We start from the raw sequence: 18,571 nt of genomic DNA on the forward strand, positions 1-18,571 counted from the left end.
CAAGACAAAGATGGCAACAAAGAAATGGAATCGAAAGATTTGGGTAGCGGCCTTGTGTACGGCCGTTACCCTGAATGCCGGCATTGTGCCGGCATCGGCGAACTATACGACGGATTTTGTGCATAAAGGGGTAGGCACGGATTACGGCCCGGCGAAGTGGAAGGATGGCAACCAGATCGTCAAGCAGCCGGTGGATTTCAGCCAGGCGACTATCGGCCAGATGATGAAGAAAATTGAGGACTTTGATTTTGCCAAGTTCGCCAATGACAATGCCGACCTGCCCTGGCTCGATTCACTGTTGGTTAATAGCGGCGTCATTCCCGACGATAATGTCGGTGACGACAGCAGCGCTAATATGCTGTTCAGCCGCGGCAGCGCCCTGTATATGAAGACACAGGACAATTCGCAGCTTGGTTTTGTCGGCACAGTGCATTATGCGGATACGCTCAACAAGGATACGATGTACAACATCTCTCTGTCGACGGGCGGCCTGGTGGAGGACAAGGACAAACGCAATAATTATCCCAGCCACGAGGATCAGACCTATACCAGCGGCGGGCTGGAAATCAACCAGCGTAAATTCATTTCTGCCTACAACAGTGCCGTTACCCTGCTGAAGCTTACCAATAAGGGAAGCCAGCCGGTCACGGTAACGATGACGGTCAAATCGCCATTTGTCTCCAAGGTGGAAGGTGATGAACTCATTGGCAATCGGGTTGCCGCTCCGATCATGGTCGGGCGGGCCGGTGAAAAGTATGTGGAAGCAATGTCCTATGTCGATGTTCACTTAAGCGGAGACGGCATGAGTCCAGCGGGCAACGATCTCGTCAAAGAGATTACCGTTCCGGCCGGTGGATCGGTTGACCAGAAGGTCGTCATGGGCTGGCTGGCAGATGAGATTCCTGCCTCCAAGACGCAATATGCCGACTTCAAGGCAGCTAATAATGAAAAGGCTTTCTCCGATCAGGTTAAGCAGTACAACGAGTGGTGGGCACAAAACATTCCGTACATTGATGTTCCTGACGAGAATGTGAAGAAGGTGCTTTACTATCGCTGGTGGAGCAACCGCTATAATCTGCTGGAGGCCAACATTCCCGGCAATGACTGGCAGTTCCCGATGAATATGGAGGGGGTACTCGGCTATAACAACGGCATCACGGTCAGCGTGCCGTGGGCGCTGCAGGATTTGAAATGGCTGCGTGATCCATCTTATGCCTACGGCACATGGCTGGCCCAAGGCGAATATTCCGAGAATGCCAACTATAAGAACAATCCTGGCCGGCCCAACATTTGGACCTGGGATATGATGCAGAACTCGTCGCAGGTAGGCTGGGAAGCCTACAAAATCTACGGTGGCGGAGATAAGGTGTTGAAGAAATTCGCTGATTTCTCGGCGAACGATGTAACCGGCACATTGGCTCATTTCAAGGGTACGGACCCGGACCTGGTCTACTATAACCACGGGCCGATTACCGGCAACGACGGCGATACGGTCTCGATGCACTGGAAAGGCGGCGGCAACTATGCCCGTCTGGACGGATCGTCCACAGAGTATGCCAATGCAGTAGCCGCACAACAAATGTATGAGCAGCTTGGCGATAAGACAAAGGCCGCGCAGATGAAGGGGATTGCCGGGAAGATCCAGCAGGCCATTTTGACGAATATGTGGTATGACAATAAGGACTTTGACGGCGACGGTAAAGCGGATACCAACGGAGACGGCAGCTTTTTGCATAAAAAAGTGGAAGGCAGCAAGGATGTATTCGATCCGTGGCGCGACAACAACATGTTCGTGTTCAACTTCGGCGTCGTGCCAAAGGCAGGGGAGACTGGATATGAGTCCAAGTATTTAACCCAACTGTACGATTACGCTGATCCGGATTATTATCCGATCTTCCCGTTCTTCACTGCTGATCAGAACAGCATTATGAAGCGGGTGGATGCATTCAAGAACGGCGAGACGGATGCCTTCGGCACCGACCAGTTCGCTTGGTGTAACTTCGGCAATTATATCAATACTATCCGTGCTTCACTGCGCTATTACCCCGTGAACAACATCAACAGTGACACCTATAAAACACTGTTCGACTGGGGTGCATGGCTGCATACAGTGAATCCGGGCGATACGGATCATCTGGATTCCAATGAGTTCTTTTGGCTGGAGGATTATTTCTTCGGCACCCCTTGGACCAAGGATAACCCGCCGAACCCGAGCGGCAAAATGGTACGGGCATGGATTCACCACGATACGCTGGGCATGATGAATTATACGGTCATGGAGGATATGGCCGGACTGCAGCCGAGAACGGATGACAAAATCGAGCTGTGGCCGATCAATGTCAAATATGACCACTTCGCAGTGGACAATGTGCGTTATCATGATGCCAACCTGTCGATTGTCTGGCAGGACCCGGCAAAATATTCGGACAGCAATCCTTACTATAAAGGTATTCCGGCCGGATATTCACTCTTCATTAATGGCGAACGTGTGATGACCACCAATGAAATGTCGCATATCATTTTTGATACAGCTACAGGCAAAGTGGAGAAACCTTCGGGTGATGTTCCGGGCGCCGTAGGCGATAACTCGAAGACACAGGTATTATTCCAAAAAGGCAGCGCTATCAAACTGGCCGCAGCTGATGAGACTTCCCTGGCCGGGAATGAAAAAGCGGTTGATATGTTCAACAAGGCCGGTGTTGACGTTGTGCACAGCGGCGAGAATCTGGCGCTTGCGGCTGGAACCACTGTTGAATCCAGTTATATCAAGAGCGGATCAGATGTGAAAAATCTGGCGGACGGTTCAACGATTGCTTCCATTAATCATACGTCCAATACGGCTTTGTTCGGCGGCTCGCCGAATCCATCCGATACAGTGGCCTTCAAGTTCGACAGCACTCATAAGGTAGATAACGTGAAGGTTTACTTCTACAACGACCGGCGTCCTAATGGCTATGACGCTCCGCAGACCTTCGGTGTGGAATATCTGGATGCCGATGGTACGACCTGGAAACCGGTGGAGGGGCAATTCCGTTATCCGGATTATGTAACCTCCAACTACAACAATGTGGAGTTCAAGGCGGTGGATACGGCAGCGATCCGCGTTCATTTCACCCATGCTTCAGGTTTTGCAACCGGCATCAAGGAAATTCAGATTTATAACAATAATCTGCAGGTTACGCCTGCGGCCAACCGTGCGCCGAAGGTGATGCTGGATACGCCGGTGAAGGTGGAGCAGGACGCTCCGCTGACCCTTGTACCGACCATTCAGGATGACGGCCTGCCAAGCGGCAAGCTGACCTATCAGTGGAAGCTTGTCTCCGGTGACGGCCATGTCGAAGCGCCTGTGCTGGATCAAGCTGTCCTGAAAGCGACGTTCAAGACGGTAGGGGAATATAAATATGAGCTGAGCGTCAGCGACGGAGATCAGGTTACCAAAGTTGATGTACCGGTTACCGTGTTTGTAGCGACCGCCGAATTGTCCGACATGATTGCGAAATTCGCGGATAGGAGTTCGGAGCAGGGACCACTTGTGCGGAATCAGAACGACTTTACGCCTGAATCGTGGCAGGGGCTGCAAACTGCGCTGACCGCGGCCAAGGCGCTGCTTGCCAAAGACAAATACACCCTGGAGGAAGTGCAGGCCACGACGGACCAGCTGCGGTCGGCCATAGACAGCCTGCGCTACAGAAATGCGGCTCTGCTCGCCACGCCAAGCGCTTCGTATACTTCGGCTTGGGAGAATGTGTACGCCATTAATGACGGTTATATCCCGCTTATATCAAATAGTCTTGGCGACAAGGATATTGAAACCCAATATGGAAACTGGGGCGGTCCCGGCAGCAGCCACTGGGTACAATACTCGTGGAAACGTCCGGTGACTCTCTCCGGAAGCTCGCTGTATTTCTTCGATGATGGCGGCGGAGTAATCGTTCCTGCCGACTACAGCTTCGAATATTGGGACAGCGCGGCAGGTAAATTCGTACCTGTCAGCGGTCTGAGCGAGAAGAAGATGGAGAAGGACAGCTTCAACGAGGTCACCTTTAATGAGGTTACGACCGACAAGCTGCGGCTGACAATGGTGAAGCAAGGCGGCTCCTATACCGGGCTTAAGGAATGGCGCGCCATTTCGGCCAAATCCGGCGGGGAAGAGCCGATTCCGGCCGATCACGGAGCGATTACAGCCATTGAGCCGGTCTCAGTCAATACAACGGTAAACGTAATGCCAGTTCTGCCTGCCAAAGTGACTGTGACCTATGCGGACAAAACAAGAGGGCAGGCAAGCGTGGTATGGGATGAAGTGCCACCGAACAAGCTGACCATTGCCACCGACTTTGTTGTTCTGGGCAAGGTGGAAGGAAGCGAGCTGCGGGCAAGCTGCCGCATCTATGTCAAGTATGACAAGACGCGTTTGAAAACGGCAATAGACACAGCTGCCGACCCGGCAGTGAACGAAGATAACTACAGCGGAACGCCGGAACAGTGGGATGCGCTGCACGCCGCTCTGCTGGCTGCAACAGAGGTCTACAAAAATGACTCATCCACCGAAGGCGATATTGATACGGCTTACAAAGCGTTGAAGAACGCTTTTGAAGCGCTCAAGCCGGTAGAGGAGCACAATGCTTCCATCAGCGGCATCACGATTCCGGGCGGTTCGCTGGATCAGGTGGCGAAGGAAATTATTGTGCCTGAGACTACGAGCCTGAAGCAGTTGACAGAGGGATTGACTGTACGGGCTGGAGTTACCTTTGCCGTCTATGAAAGCGATGCTGCCACTCTGGCAACGGATTTGAAAACGGGATACAAAGTGAAGGTAACGGCTGCCGATCAGACTACAACGCGCACCTATACGCTGACACTTGTAACTGTGAATCTGCCGGTTAATACCAGTCTGTTGGAGGAAAAGCTTAAAGAAGCAAAAGGTTTGAAGCTGGAGCTGTATACCGAAGCGAGCTGGAAGGTACTCGCAGAAGCCATTAGCCATGCCTCGCTACTGCTGGAGAGCGGGACCGCTACACAGGCGGATATTGATGCGGCGTTAAGCGGACTGGCGTCGGCAATTGGCGGATTGAAGCTGCTTCCGTCAGCAACGCCGACACCATCACCATCACCGACGCCAACGGCTACGCCGTACGTTCCATCGTCCGGTTCCGGCACAAGTTCACCTACACCGAAACCAAGCCCTAGCGCGACCGCTGCCGTAGGCAAAGGCAGTATCGCCGTGCAGCCGGTTGTGCTGGCGGATGGAACGGTTAAGGCCCAGGTGACTGCCAGTGATATCGAAGCTGCCGCCAAGGACATCAAAGACGGCACGTTGACAGTCACTATTAAAGCGGCAGCGGGTGTGAAGCAAGTAGCGGTAGAGCTTCCGCTGCAAGCGCTGGCCGCAGCGAAAGCAGTGACCACGCTGAAGCTTGAGACCGGCTCTGCGAATGTGATCCTGCCGCAGAGCTTCCTGAAATCGTACACGGGTAACACCAGCCTTACGTTGCTGGTCAAAGCCGTGGACACTGCAGGCCTGCCAGCGCAAGCGGGCGCCCTCAAGGGAGCGGGAACGCTCAGCGATATCACGCTGAATATAGACGGAGCAGCGCTTCCGGCTACCGCGCTGCAAGCGAAGGGCATCAAGCTGGCGTTGCCTTATGTGCTACAGGCTGGCGACAAGAGCCATCAAGTGGTCGCCTACACACTGAGTGATACCGGAACGGCCAAGATCATTGCAGGCGGCAAGTACAATGCTGCCACCGGAATGTTCGAATTCAACATGAAGCATAACGGAACCTATGCGATACTCTGCCCGAAAGCTGCGTTCACTGATGTAGCGAATGTGGGCTGGGCAGTGGACAGCATTGAAGCGCTGGCAGCCAGAGGGGCTATTCAGGGAACGGAAGCAGGCGCGTTCAAGCCGGGGGACAACGTGACCCGCGCGGAATTCATCAAAATTTTGATGAACGCTTTCGGTCTTCTGGATGAGACGGCAGTCCCTGCATTCAGTGATGTGAAATCAGGGGTTTGGTACTCCGGTCCAATTGCCAGCGCACAAAAGCTGGGAATTGTGAAGGGAAAAGCTGACGGCTCCTTCGGGGTCAATGAGCAAATTACCCGCCAGGAAATGGCCGTAATGATCTACCGCCTCGCAGGTATCGTGAATGTGCCATTGAAGGGTGAAGCCGGAGCGGCGACCGCTCCGTTCACCGACCTGAAGCAATTGCCGCAGGATGCTGCTGAAGCAGTGGAAGCGGTGCGCAGCGGCGGACTGATCAACGGCATGCCGGATGGACGCTTTGTCCCAGAAGGACAAGCTACCCGGGCGCAAGCAGCGGCTGTTATCTACCGGCTGCTTGGTCAAGCCGAATAAGCGGCTGACTGGACACTTTAAGCATAAGCAAGACTGAAATCAACAAAACGGCTGTCTCCAGCAGATTTTTCTGCTAGAGAGACAGCCGTTTTTATTTTTGAAACTATGAAAATGGTTCTAAGTTCCACGTTCTCCTTTGGTTCCAGAAAAAACATACATATGTTGTCTTAACTGCTCTTACGGGCGGTTCCAATGCGGATATTAAGTATAGGGGAACATTAGGGCAATTGAGGCCACTAGGAACGAGCAAATAGCTGAGCGAGATTCTCTCTCGCATCGACACATATGGAAAACGCAAGTCGTTTTTGAAATAGTTGACAATGATTCACCAACAATATATCTTTGATACATTATTAACCAATTAATGCATCAAACAAAATGAAGGTGAAGTAATTTTATGAAGAGAAGAAGTGCTTTTTTTACGACATTATCTTTAGCTATGGTAATAACAGCGATAACTGCTTTTGCTTCACCAAGTACAACTCAGAAGAATGTAACTCCTGAATCTAATGTAAGTACCATTAGTAACCCTTTTGTCGAAGGTCAATTGATAAGCCCATTTGTTATTGATACGTCCAACCCCATTGGGGGTGCCGTAACGGGAGGCTCAGTTGTACCAAAAACCTTTACTATAAATGGGGGATATGGCCATATTAAACTGCTTATGAAAAACTATAGTAGCAGTTCAGTTACTGTTAGCCTAACACACACAAATTCAGGTTGGGTATATTTCTCCGAAGTAATTTCAGGAAATGGATCTATTACGTGGAAAAATTTCGAACATGGTTACGAAAAAGGCATGCGTGGTGGAGACTATACGCTTCAATGGAGTGGTGGCGGTAGTAACGTTAATGGAGAATTTTTCGGAAAAACTGGTTCATCTATTTCCGATGTTACAAATTAATTCAAGTTTTGCTGTTGAGAAAGCTCCCGATTCCCGGGGGCTTTTTTATGCTATAGCACCTCCTGCTAGAGATCGTCTAAGCATAACAGTGGCCGGAAGTCCAAACATTCTCCGCAGTCACGACCAAATCCCGCTTGGGCAAAGTCTCAAGTTCAGTCTGTATAGACCACATTCCCTTTGATTCTTGATAGGGGATTCTTTATAGTAAGATATGGATAAGGAAATGACAATCAGGAGGAAACAAATTTGATTACACAGCAATTAGGAGTTCCATTAGAGGGTTTTGCAGAATTCAGCCGGACCGTAGGTGCGGAAGGCGCGGTGCTGCTGCGCAATGAAGGCCAGGTGCTTCCGCTGCGCGGTGGTGAAACCGTTTCGGTTTTTGGCAGAACCCAAGTGAATTATTACCGCAGCGGTACAGGCTCAGGCGGAAGCGTGCATGTTTCGTATACCACCAATTTATTGGATGGACTGCGCAGTAAGAAGAACCTGGCTGTCAATGAAGAGCTTGCGGCCGTTTACGAGAAGTGGATTGAGCAGAATCCGTTTGACAATGGCGGCGGAGCCTGGGCAGCAGAGCCTTGGAACCAGAAGGAAATGCCGCTAACGGATGAGCTGGTGTCTCAGGCAAGAAGCAAATCGGACAAGGCGATTATCGTCATCGGACGTACGGCGGGAGAAGATCAGGATAATGCTGACGCGCCGGGGAGCTACCAGTTGACGACGGATGAGCAGACGATGCTGAAGCAGGTGACGGCTTATTTTGAGCAGACGGTCGTTGTGCTGAATGTCTCGAATATTATCGATATGAGCTGGCTGAACGATAACAGCTATGCGCACCCTATTCCAAGTGTGATTTACTCCTGGCACGGCGGGATGGAAGGGGGCAATGCCATTGCCGATGTACTGGCAGGAGAAGTGACGCCAAGCGGTAAATTGACGGATACGATTGCGTATTCGATCAAGGACTATCCTTCGACTGCAAACTACGGTAATGAATTCAAAAACTTCTATCAGGAAGATATATATGTGGGGTACCGTTATTTTGAAACCTTCTGTCCGGAAAAGGTTCAGTTTGAGTTCGGCTACGGGATCTCCTACACTACATTCTCCATCGAGCCGGAAGAGGCCAGGCTGGTCAGCCGGGCAGGCAAGACCTTCGCTGAGATTGGGGTAACCGTAACGAATACGGGAACCGATTTTGCCGGAAAAGAGGTTGTACAGGTCTATTACGAGGCTCCGCAAGGCAAGCTGGGACAACCGGCCAAAGTGCTGGCAGCCTTCGGAAAGACCGGGGTTCTTCAGCCGGGAGAGTCGCAGCGTCTTACGGTGAGCTTCCCGGTTCATTCGATGGCCTCCTATGATGACGCTGGCGTGACCGGGCATCCTTCGGCCTATGTGATGGAAGCTGGAACCTACCGTATTTATGTGGGAAGCAGCATTAAGAAGGCAGCAGAAGTACTGGTAGAGGGACGAAGCGGCTATGTGCTGGAGGATCTTGAGGTGGTGGAGCAGCTACAGGAAGCGCTGGCGCCAACCGAAGGGTTCACCCGGATGATGCCTGGAGCCCGTAAAGAAGACGGTTCCTATGAATTGGTATACGCTGACGTTCCAACACGCAAGGTTTCGATGAAAGAGCGGATTGAGCAGAATCTGCCTGCAACGCTTACGCAGACCGGGTATCAAGGCTATACCTTAAGAGATGTGCATGACGGAAAAGTAGAGATGACTACATTCATCGCCCAACTGAGCGACCAGGATCTTGCGGTAATCGTCAGAGGCGAAGGGATGAGCAGTCCGCTGGTTACACCGGGTACAGCGTCGGCCTTTGGCGGGGTCAGCGACCAGCTGTTCAGCTATGGTATTCCGGTAGCTTGTACCGCAGACGGCCCTTCCGGGATCCGGATGGACAGCGGACACAAGGCGACTCAGGTTCCCATTGGAACGCTGCTAGCGGCAACCTGGAATGCGGAACTGGTTGAAGAGCTCTATGTCATGGAAGGCCGGGAGCTGGTCAGAAACAGCGTGGACACATTACTTGGACCAGGGCTGAATATCCGCCGCAGCCCGCTGAATGGACGCAACTTTGAGTATTTTTCGGAGGACCCGCTGATTTCCGGCGTTTTTGCGGCAGCATGCACACGCGGGATTATGAAAGGCGGCTCTAATGCCACCCTGAAGCACTTCGCCTGCAACAACCAGGAGAAGCACCGCAGCAAGGTGGATGCTATCGTATCGGAACGCGCGGTCCGCGAGATTTATCTTAAGGGCTTTGAGATTGCGGTAAAAGAAGGCGGAGCGAACTCGATCATGACCTCCTATAATCCGGTGAACGGACATTGGGCTGCTTCCAATTATGATCTGAATACCACGATTCTCCGCGGAGAATGGGGCTTCCAAGGTATCGTAATGACAGACTGGTGGGCGATTATGAATGATGTTGTGGATGGAGGCCCGGCAGACCGCAAGTATATGAACTGGATGGTCCGTGCACAAAATGACTTATACATGGTTGTCAGCAATTATGGCTCGGAAGTCAACGCTTACGATGACAACACCCTGGATTCACTGGATAATGGCTCACTGACCCGTGGAGAGCTTCAGCGCTCTGCTATGAACATCTGCCGGTTCATTATGAATGCGCCGGTGTTCACAAGACCCCATGTAAGTGAGGAAACGGTGGAGAGCTTCAAGGCGAATCCTGCTCTTTCGGAAGAATTGGCGCAATCTCTGACCGGGAATGCCCAGGTGAAACCTTCCACAGCGGGATCGACCTTTGTAAAAGTGGAACAAGCAGGGGAGTACCGGATTATCGTGGGTATCATGTCCACAGAGACGGAATTGGCGCAAAGCGCATGCAATGTGACCCTGAACGGTCAGATGATGGCGACCATTCAGACGAACGGTACGGACGGTAGATGGATCAAGCAGAAGCTTGTGAAGATCGAGCTGGAAGCGGGTCTATATGAGCTGAAATTAGATTTCGTGAAGCCGGGTCTTCAGATCGACTGGATCGAATTCAAGCAGGTGTAAGTAGTAGCTTTCATTTGATAAATAAGAGCGAGAAGAGAGTGTCTTAAGGGTACTCTCTTTTTGCTGTTTTCAGATCTGCAACTAAAAGGGGATCATTGGAGGGATTTGGAGATATTTGTCGAATTAACTGAAGTATAGCTTGTATGTGAAGGAGGTGAATCCCGGTGCTGTTGTCAAAAGCCTGCGCAGACATAGGCATACGGGAAAGGCAATGTGGAACTGGCTAAAAACATCCAAAGCATCAGCGATCCAAGAGGATACTCAGAGCCAACCGGCTGAGACCCTTATAGAATTTTCCCATCCCAAGATCATTATTATCACCGGAACCAGCGGTGCGGGGCGGAAAAGTATTGCCAAGCAGCTTAGTGCTTCGCTGGGAATCCCCTACATCCTTCCTTACACTACACGTGCGGCCCGCCCGCAAGAGGAGGATGGGCAACATTATCATTTTATCTCTGACGGCGAGTTTCAGGCGATGGCGGAGGCAAATGCATTTTTCCAGAGGGTCCATTTGGAGCGGGGGCACTACGGAATTACATTGGCAGACCTCGAACAAGGCCTTGAAGAGCATAACGCTGTCATCGTTGTAGTAAATCATGAGGGCGCCAGCGCATTTCGGAAGAAATACGGTGAGGAGGCCTTACGGGTTTTCATATACGTCACGAAGAATGATATCCAGCTTCGATTGGAGCGGGAAGCGGTGCCATATGGCATTGTAGATGAATATCTGGGGAATTATACGGAGGAAGTCGCCTTTAAAAGAGAGTCGGAGTATCTGCTGCAGAACATGGACCCGGAGCTCACAGTCCAGAAAATTAAGGAGTTCTTACAGGGGAAAATATAGGTAAGCGGGGAATGCGTACCCCCATCGTACAGGGATGTCTCATAAGCCATACAATGGCTGTTTGGGACATCTCTTTTTTTGCATCCTTTCGATAGATCTGCATAGCCTCTATCCTATTTTCTCTCCCGTACATTTGTTTAGGTCACAGGCATCACGGTTACATTAGAAGAAGTACAAGCATGAAGCAGACAATGGTTGCCATACCCTATCAAGAGGAGGAAACATAAGATGACTGACCAATACACGATGCAGGATCCTGTCAAACAGTACACCAAGGCGGGTCCGGAATTTGAGCAGCAGCAGAACCCTCCGGGCCTTGAGCTGGAAATGAACCCGCTGCCGGATGCGGGACAAGATACGTACCGCGGAACCGGGCGGCTCACCGGACGCAAGGCGATTGTAACCGGAGCTGACAGCGGCATCGGCCGCGCGGTGGCAATTGCTTTTGCCCGGGAAGGCGCGGATGTGGTCTTGTCCTATCTGCCCGAGGAAGAGAAGGATGCCAGGGAAGTGGTAAAGCTCGTACAAGAAGCCGGCCGCACCGCCATCGCGTTTCCAGGCGATCTGAAGGATGAGAAATACAGTGAACAGCTCGTGGCCGCCGCAGTAGACAAGCTGGGAGGCATTGATATACTGGCTAATATTGCAGGCATGCAGCAGTTCGTGCCGGAGATTGCAGACCTCACGACCGAGCAGTTCGATGCGACATTCAAAACCAATGTCTACGGATTGTTCTGGCTCTGCAAAGCGGCCCTTAAGCATATGAAGCCAGGCAGCACGATTATCAATACCTCATCGATTCAGGCGTATGAGCCTTCGCCGATTCTGCTCGATTACGCGACGACGAAGGCTGCAATCAACACCTTCAGCAAGTCTCTGGCACAGCAGGTGGCGGGCAAGGGCATACGCGTCAATGTTGTAGCTCCTGGACCGGTATGGACACCGCTGCAGGTTGCCGGCGGACAGCCGACGAAAGTGCTCAAGGACTTCGGCGCCAAGACCCCGCTTGGACGTCCGGGCCAGCCTGCCGAGATGGCTCCGGCCTACGTGTTCCTGGCCAGTCAGGAGTCGAGCTACATCAGCGGTGAGACGCTGAATGCCAACGGTGGCATGCCAACGCCGTAAACATTCTGGGAAATAGCCGGACCGCCCTTTGATCAGGGGCGGTCTTTATTTTGGGGAAGGCTATTACAAGTGAAGCCGGACTCCTTTCGCCAAAGCCGAATACCCTCTCGTTCATCCGAATAAAATATATCATTCGCAGTTCCGGATAGAGAGGATGGTCATATGCAAATTCATGTTGTGCAGTCAGGTCAATCCCTGTATGGTATTGCGGAAGCCTATGGAGTAAACGCAGATGAGATTATCCAAGCCAATCAACTGTCTGCACCCGCCAGGCTGGTGGTCGGACAAACGATGGTAATTCCGATTACAGGTATGTATTACTGGGTACGGCCGGGGGACAGCTTATATAGTATCTCGCGAAGATTTGGTGTTAACATCAATACTTTAGCCTCTACCAATCAGTTATCCTTGAACAAACCCTTGCCCATTGGGCTTCGCCTGTATATCCCGCCTGGGCCTAAGCGGAATGCGGAGGTTAACGCCTATATTGAGCCGAGAGGGGAAGAGGTATCCCAGAGCTTGCAAAGTGCCGCAACAGAAGCAGCGCCCCATCTTACATATCTGGCTCCCTTCAGCTTCCAGGTTCAGCGGGATGGCTCCCTTGAGGCCCCGCCTTTGGACAATCTGGCCTCCATCGCCAGGCGGAGCGGGGTGACGCTGATGATGGTCGTGACCAATCTGGAGAATGCCCAGTTCAGCTCAGAGCTGGGGAGGTTTATTCTGAATGATCCTGCCATCCAGGACCGGCTGCTTACGAACATTATTCACACAGCGAGGCGGCTGGGTTTCCGTGATATCCATTTTGACTTTGAGTTTCTCCGGCCGGAGGACCGTGAGGCATATAATCGTTTTTTGCGGAGGGCGGCGGCCCGGATTCATCAGGAAGGCTTCCTGTTGTCTACTGCGCTTGCACCTAAAACAAGCAGAACCCAAGTGGGGGCCTGGTACACCGCACATGATTACAAGGTGCACGGTGAGGTTGCCGACTTTGTGATTATTATGACGTATGAGTGGGGGTACAGTGGAGGGCCGCCAATGCCGGTCTCCCCGATCGGGCCTGTCCGCAAGGTGCTGGAGTATGCCTTAAGCGAGATGCCGGGGTCCAAAATCATGATGGGGCAGAACCTCTACGGCTATGACTGGACCTTACCTTACGTTGCGGGCGGAGCCTATGCCAAAGCGCTAAGCCCCCAGGCCGCGATTGATCTGGCCAGAACCAGGAACGCTGCAATCCAGTATGACTATAAGGATCAGGCCCCGCATTTTGACTATACGGATGACTCCGGCAAGCAGCATAAGGTCTGGTTCGAGGATGCCCGGTCGATTCAGGTAAAATTCACGCTGCTGAAGGAGCTGGGCCTCAGAGGAATCAGCTACTGGAAGCTGGGGCTTCCTTTTCCGCAGAACTGGCTGCTGATCGGGGATAACTTTCTGGTTGTGAAAAGGTAGCCGGACCGTCAATAGTATTGGCGTTACACTAAAAGACACCTCAAGGGGTGTCTATTTAGTGTATGTTCACCTGCGCTGCAAGCTCAGCCGCTGTTTCCCATTAACCCCTTCAGTCCATTGAAAAAGGGTCTAATAGTCTTGATCATCCCGTAGCCCATCTTCATTACCGGCATCGCCTTCTGGATAAATCCAAGGAAGCGCAAACCGCCGCCGAGCCCTGACGCTAAGCCTGCGCCTGCTCCCGAGCCGCCCAGGAGTGAGCCGATAAGCGGCATAAATGCGGAGACTTCTGCTTTTTGCCGGCGGCTGGACCGTTTTTTACCGAATGCTTGGGTTGTACTTGTATGGGGTCTGGAGAGAATCAGTACGTCCTTTTCTACCCCGGTTATATAGCCTATATACGAACGTCCGTCATGAAGTGTAATGCAGACCGGCCGGCCCTTCAGCGCCTTGGCCCGCTTGCGCATTGTAGTTGGCTGTCCCATGTGTCGTTCACCTCTTCGCTCTATTTACTCCTATATTACTCAGGGAATGGCTTGGGGCTTGTGCGAATGGGAAAATTTCTTAGGGGAAAGGGGAGAGGACTGGAGAGAACTTCTATAGAATTAGGAAGTGAAGCACTGCAATTCAAGTCAAAACTGCATCAGCCGGCTCTGCTAAGATCGATAGTGAAAGGAGGGAGCACCGCATGTACGAATGGAATGAGATGGTGCAGCTCATGGTGGATTGGGTCGACGGGGATCTTGCCACAGTGCCTTCACTACTAACCATGTCGGAGCAGCTCGGATACTCGCCATATTACTGCACGAAGCAGTTTCACTCGCTGACCGGAATGACCCTGCGGGATTACATCTGGCAGCGAAGAATCAGCCGCGCCGCTCTGGAGCTGCGGGACACGGATGCCCGTATACTGGACATTGCCGTGAAGTTCGGATTTTCGTCACAGGAAGCGCTCACGCGGGCGTTTGTGAAGGCTTTTAAGATTACACCCTATGCTTACCGGAAGGAACCCAGGCCCATTCCGCTCGCGATTCGCTCTGAAGTGTTCTCCCCTTATCATTATTTGATCAAGGAGCGGGATAAGATGAGACAGGTGCATTTGCAGGAAGCGGAAATTAAGATCGAGCGCATACCGGCCCATAAGTTCATTGGGATCTGGGATGCTGAAGTATCGGACTATGGGCAGTTTTGGGGGAACGGGCACGATTGCGATGAGGTATCGGGAACACTGGAAAGTATGTCCCATCATACTCTGTCTGGACAGCTTGGCCAAACGGCGGGCTGGTTCTATCAGAACGGGCAAAAAGGGTACCTGTACGGAATCCCTGTAGCGGTGGACTATAACGGGGAGATTCCTGAGGGAATGCAGGTCAGAGAGATCCCGGAATCCGAGTACCTGGTCTTCTTCCACCCGCCCTTTGATTATCTGAAGGACAACGGTGAGGTGATGCGGACTGTCGAACAGGTAGCCTGGAGCTATAATCCGGAGAGTATGGGCTACCAGTGGGACGAGGATTCCAAGCAGGATTATCAGCGCCACTTCCCGGAGGGATACGGGTATGCAGTACTGCGGCCGGTGAAGAAGCTGCCCATTGAAGATTGAAGCCCGGCAAAAGGATTACTCGACAAAAGAGAAGCGTTCCTGCGCTTCTCTTTAGGTCTTTAAGTACACTATAATTTTTCAGCTAATGTTCCAAGTACTTCCTTAGCAAGTGTCTCTCCGCGAGATTCCAAAGCTGCCACTGTCTGAAGCAGTTCGGCTTGCTGTTCCCGCTGTTCCCGGGTCCATGACTGCTTAGAGGGACCGGATGTGACAGAAGCCGGATCAGTCATGCATTTATAAAAGCCTGCAAGCAACAAAGCGATCTGTGCGTACAATTCTGCCAGTTCGGACAGAACCCGAGATCCAGGACGGTCAACCAGCAGTGGCAGGGATTCTTGCAGGTACGCGGCAGCGCTTCTGCGGGCATCGGTTAACCCCATCATGCAAAAGTGGTTCACCCCCAGTCTGCGTGCAAAATCCTTGTCATTTGCGTTCCTATACCAGGCTTCCTCCAAGAGCCCTTCCTGCCAGGCCTCAAAAGCCTTGTAGCCAAGGCTGTAGCCGCTATTCCCGGCTGTATTCATCGAATCTACCTTGATTCTGAGCGAAGCATACAGATTATCTAATGCTGACGGGACATGCCCCTGACTGTCTATACGAACAAGCATGTAAGGCCAATGGTCCACGTTCAGGTAACCCTTGCTGACCTTCATGTCTTCCAGAAACTCCGGATCATTGCGGAGCTCCTCAAAGGTTTCATCGTCAAAATAACTGCGGCACAACAGAGTACCGCCAGCATCCAAATACCCGGTAATCACCCCCCATTCGGGAGCGACCCGCAGGTTGATGGCTATGGGAAGCTGATGATTACGCAGGCTCTCCAAGATGTTGTATTTTTCCAATCTGCGCTCTTCAGGATTCAGATGGTTGGCCCAAGTGGCAGTTAGCCCATAGGCGCTAAACGCCGGATCGGAGTAGTTATAAGCCACAAGTGCATCGGCCGAGCTGTAGTCCCACATAGGTGTAAAAGAAATTCTCCAGCACGCCCCCGACACGCCCATAATCTGCTCGTAGGTAGTATCCACTCCTCTTGCTGTCAGAGACAAAAGAAGTGCCCCAGCCCAGGAGCAGTCCATATCTCTTCCAAAGCCCAGCCGGCCTACCCCCTCTATAATGCAGTGCTCATGAGGAGATTCCGTTCGAAAAAGCCGGGTGCGGTCTGGAGTATAGTGAATCTGTTCACCTTCCGCACAGCTTACCGCATGAATACCTTCCTCATTCAGATATAGAAGCAGCAGGTAGTCGTTGCCATCATTGTCAATCAGACTTGGAAAAAGCTCGTGGCTGGCGGTAAGCTGTTTCCACTGAAAAAACGCATAATGCTTCATCTTGTTTAGTACATTGCGGCTCGCCTGTTCATTGCCGTAGGCGGCGAATACGATATCAAGCTCGCTTTGACTGGCAGCATAGCCTGTGGAATGAATATCAATAGTAAGCAGATTGTCGTTCAGCACATAAGTAGCATAGACTCCCGAAGGAGTCTCATATTTCAGGAGCAGCAGCTTCAGGCGGTCACTCTTGATGGATTCGGGAAAAGTTAACTTACTGACCGCAAGATTCAATCTGCTGCCGACAACGAATTGATTAACAAAATGGGTGACATCATAGGCCTCCTGGCCATCGGTATAGACAGCGCTAAGTACGACCAGCTTTTGGGGCAGCAAAATACTATCTATAGAGTGGCCCAATATGCTGGACAACAGTGGAAGCGTGGTGGTTTCGGGCAGTGATTTACCCGTTTCCCATTTGGAAACTGCCTGGGGACTAACATTTAGCTGTTCCGCCAGCTGTTCCTGTGACATGTGTTTTTCTTTACGGAGTCTGGCAATCCGCTTGCCTACTTGTTCGCTGCTGATCATAGTACATCTCCCAAGGTTCAATTCGACGTCGTAGGTCTATTATAATTCCATCCTCTTGAAAGAACATGGATTAGTGGTTGGGTAGAAGTGGAAAAAAGCAACCACAGGTTGAACAGGATGCTATGAACTGTATAACGGGAGGAGCCTCTCTTGGTTAGCTAGAACATGAACCGCTGAAAGAGCATTGTTCTGACTGGTAGCATCTGCTATATTCGTATAGGAAATCTTCGATTGAGATTCAGCATATTAAGGAGAATACATAAATGAAGAGAATTGCCTGCTCCGTTGGAATCTGTTTTCTTGTGGCAGCCGTCCTTGCATGCAGTGCTTTGAAGCCGGTACAGGTGTCTGCAGAGCGGAGCATCATCAGATGTTATTTGGATGGGCTGGAGCTTAGCCTGGAAACCTCCCCTGTGATTAAGGATGGGGTTACATATGTGCCTATGCGGGGGATTTTTGAAGCACTTGGGGCGACGATGCAGTGGGAGCCTTCCACACGGGTAGTTACAGCTGCCAAAGGAGATATAACAATCCTCTATCGCCTTAATGAAGGGGAGCTATGGGTAAATGGCGGCAAGAGCAGCCTGGTCATGAAAAGCATCACAGAGCAGTACCGTACGCTCGTGCCCCTCAAGCTGATCAGTGAAGCACTCGGCGTAAAAGCCGTATGGGTCCAGGCAGCAAAAGCTGTGTATCTGATCTCCAATCTGGAAGTGCCCCATCCTCAATTATCCTCAACGCTGGTACCGCCTGCTGCTGCAAAGGAAATGATATCCTTGCAGGGCGGGGTACGCTCGGGTTCCATATATGATGAGCGGCATCAGCTAAAAATTAGTGTGGAGCATTACGGCATAAAAGATAACCATCTGTACAGCTATCTCAAGATTACGAATAACAATAATATTTCTGCAGAGTTTAGTCTGGGTCCAAGTGATAAGAAAATTATCCGGACGATCAGCAAGGAAAAAGATCCCATGCCGGGTGTGACTCTGGCCAATTGTACAATAGTGACAGGTCATACTGTGAATGGTGTACCGATTCTGGCAGAGGACCCGAATTGTGTGAATACTAATCAGGCGCAGCAGTCTGTCTTCAAAGAGTGGCAAAAGAACAACAGCGGAATTTCGGTGTCAGGCAGCAGTCTTGTCTGGGTAAGAAGGTATGTACAAGACGCCGAAGGCGGATTGCACAATCTGGTTGTTCCCGCCAATTCAACGGAGGATCTGATTATTGTGGCTGCAACGGGAGGAGCAGGTCAGGTAACCTTGGAGGGAAGCTATCAATCGGGAAATGCCAGAGCAGAATTCCAGCTGAACTATGAAGCCCCACCCTTGCTTGACTTCGGGCAATATGAACTGATCTATACCATGCCTGTAAACTAGAGTATAGAATTCAT

10 protein-coding genes are annotated in these 18,571 nt (G+C 51.5%); 8 read left to right on the forward strand and 2 right to left on the reverse strand.

Annotated elements, in window-relative coordinates:
- Window positions 1-10: 10 nt before the first annotated feature.
- The 6 genes from A3849_RS06425 to A3849_RS06450 all read left to right on the forward strand — a co-directional run bounded on the left by A3849_RS06425 (window position 11) and on the right by A3849_RS06450 (window position 13,713).
- Complete coding sequence (locus tag A3849_RS06425; RefSeq protein WP_074110649.1) at window positions 11-6,358, forward strand: S-layer homology domain-containing protein; 6,348 nt, start codon at window positions 11-13, stop codon at window positions 6,356-6,358.
- A 397-nt stretch (window positions 6,359-6,755) separates the two neighbouring features.
- The gene (locus A3849_RS32310; protein ID WP_143191749.1) at window positions 6,756-7,262 is read left to right on the forward strand and encodes a hypothetical protein; all 507 of its coding nucleotides are present in this window, start codon (window positions 6,756-6,758) and stop codon (window positions 7,260-7,262) included.
- 246 nt (window positions 7,263-7,508) lie between these two features.
- The gene (locus A3849_RS06435) at window positions 7,509-10,295 is read left to right on the forward strand and encodes a glycoside hydrolase family 3 C-terminal domain-containing protein (protein WP_074110651.1); all 2,787 of its coding nucleotides are present in this window, start codon (window positions 7,509-7,511) and stop codon (window positions 10,293-10,295) included.
- A gap of 211 nt (window positions 10,296-10,506) precedes the next feature.
- A complete protein-coding gene (locus A3849_RS06440; RefSeq protein WP_074110670.1) occupies window positions 10,507-11,139 on the forward strand; it encodes a guanylate kinase in 633 nt (210 codons plus the stop codon).
- Window positions 11,140-11,385: 246 nt separating this feature from the next.
- Window positions 11,386-12,264, forward strand: a complete 879-nt coding sequence (locus A3849_RS06445) for an SDR family oxidoreductase (RefSeq protein WP_256700674.1) — start codon at window positions 11,386-11,388, stop codon at window positions 12,262-12,264.
- 162 nt (window positions 12,265-12,426) lie between these two features.
- Window positions 12,427-13,713, forward strand: a complete 1,287-nt coding sequence (locus A3849_RS06450) for a LysM peptidoglycan-binding domain-containing protein (RefSeq protein ID WP_074110653.1) — start codon at window positions 12,427-12,429, stop codon at window positions 13,711-13,713.
- 83 nt (window positions 13,714-13,796) lie between these two features.
- Here the strand turns inward: A3849_RS06450 and A3849_RS06455 are convergent, their stop codons facing one another.
- Window positions 13,797-14,198 (reverse strand): LSm family protein, encoded by a 402-nt coding sequence (locus A3849_RS06455; RefSeq protein ID WP_074110654.1) that lies wholly within the window; start codon window positions 14,196-14,198, stop codon window positions 13,797-13,799.
- Window positions 14,199-14,401: 203 nt separating this feature from the next.
- On the opposite strand from A3849_RS06455, the gene A3849_RS06460 reads away from it, so the two are divergent.
- Window positions 14,402-15,316, forward strand: coding sequence for an AraC family transcriptional regulator (locus A3849_RS06460; protein WP_074110655.1), 915 nt, complete (start codon window positions 14,402-14,404; stop codon window positions 15,314-15,316).
- A gap of 68 nt (window positions 15,317-15,384) precedes the next feature.
- On the opposite strand, the gene A3849_RS06465 is transcribed toward A3849_RS06460, so the two are convergent.
- Window positions 15,385-17,175, reverse strand: a complete 1,791-nt coding sequence (locus A3849_RS06465) for a helix-turn-helix transcriptional regulator (protein WP_074110656.1) — start codon at window positions 17,173-17,175, stop codon at window positions 15,385-15,387.
- A gap of 263 nt (window positions 17,176-17,438) precedes the next feature.
- Between A3849_RS06465 and A3849_RS06470 the strand changes: the two genes are divergently transcribed.
- Window positions 17,439-18,557, forward strand: a complete 1,119-nt coding sequence (locus tag A3849_RS06470; RefSeq protein WP_074110657.1) for a copper amine oxidase N-terminal domain-containing protein — start codon at window positions 17,439-17,441, stop codon at window positions 18,555-18,557.
- The last annotated feature ends 14 nt before the right edge of the window (window positions 18,558-18,571 follow it).

The organism is Paenibacillus sp. P46E (assembly GCF_001909095.1).
In the GTDB taxonomy this organism is placed as follows: Bacteria; Bacillota; Bacilli; order Paenibacillales; family Paenibacillaceae; genus Paenibacillus_AQ; species Paenibacillus_AQ helianthi.

What these genes read in the sequence shown, in the direction of transcription:
- A3849_RS06425 (WP_074110649.1), top strand. Translation starts at nt 11, where the DNA reads ATGGCAACAAAGAAATGGAATCGAAAGATTTGGGTAGCGGCCTTGTGT.
- A3849_RS32310 (WP_143191749.1), top strand. Translation starts at nt 6,756, where the DNA reads ATGAAGAGAAGAAGTGCTTTTTTTACGACATTATCTTTAGCTATGGTA.
- A3849_RS06440 (WP_074110670.1), top strand. Translation starts at nt 10,507, where the DNA reads ATGTGGAACTGGCTAAAAACATCCAAAGCATCAGCGATCCAAGAGGAT.
- A3849_RS06445 (WP_256700674.1), top strand. Translation starts at nt 11,386, where the DNA reads ATGCAGGATCCTGTCAAACAGTACACCAAGGCGGGTCCGGAATTTGAG.
- A3849_RS06450 (WP_074110653.1), top strand. Translation starts at nt 12,427, where the DNA reads ATGCAAATTCATGTTGTGCAGTCAGGTCAATCCCTGTATGGTATTGCG.
- A3849_RS06455 (WP_074110654.1), bottom strand. Translation starts at nt 14,198, where the DNA reads ATGGGACAGCCAACTACAATGCGCAAGCGGGCCAAGGCGCTGAAGGGC.
- A3849_RS06460 (WP_074110655.1), top strand. Translation starts at nt 14,402, where the DNA reads ATGTACGAATGGAATGAGATGGTGCAGCTCATGGTGGATTGGGTCGAC.
- A3849_RS06465 (WP_074110656.1), bottom strand. Translation starts at nt 17,175, where the DNA reads ATGATCAGCAGCGAACAAGTAGGCAAGCGGATTGCCAGACTCCGTAAA.
- A3849_RS06470 (WP_074110657.1), top strand. Translation starts at nt 17,439, where the DNA reads ATGAAGAGAATTGCCTGCTCCGTTGGAATCTGTTTTCTTGTGGCAGCC.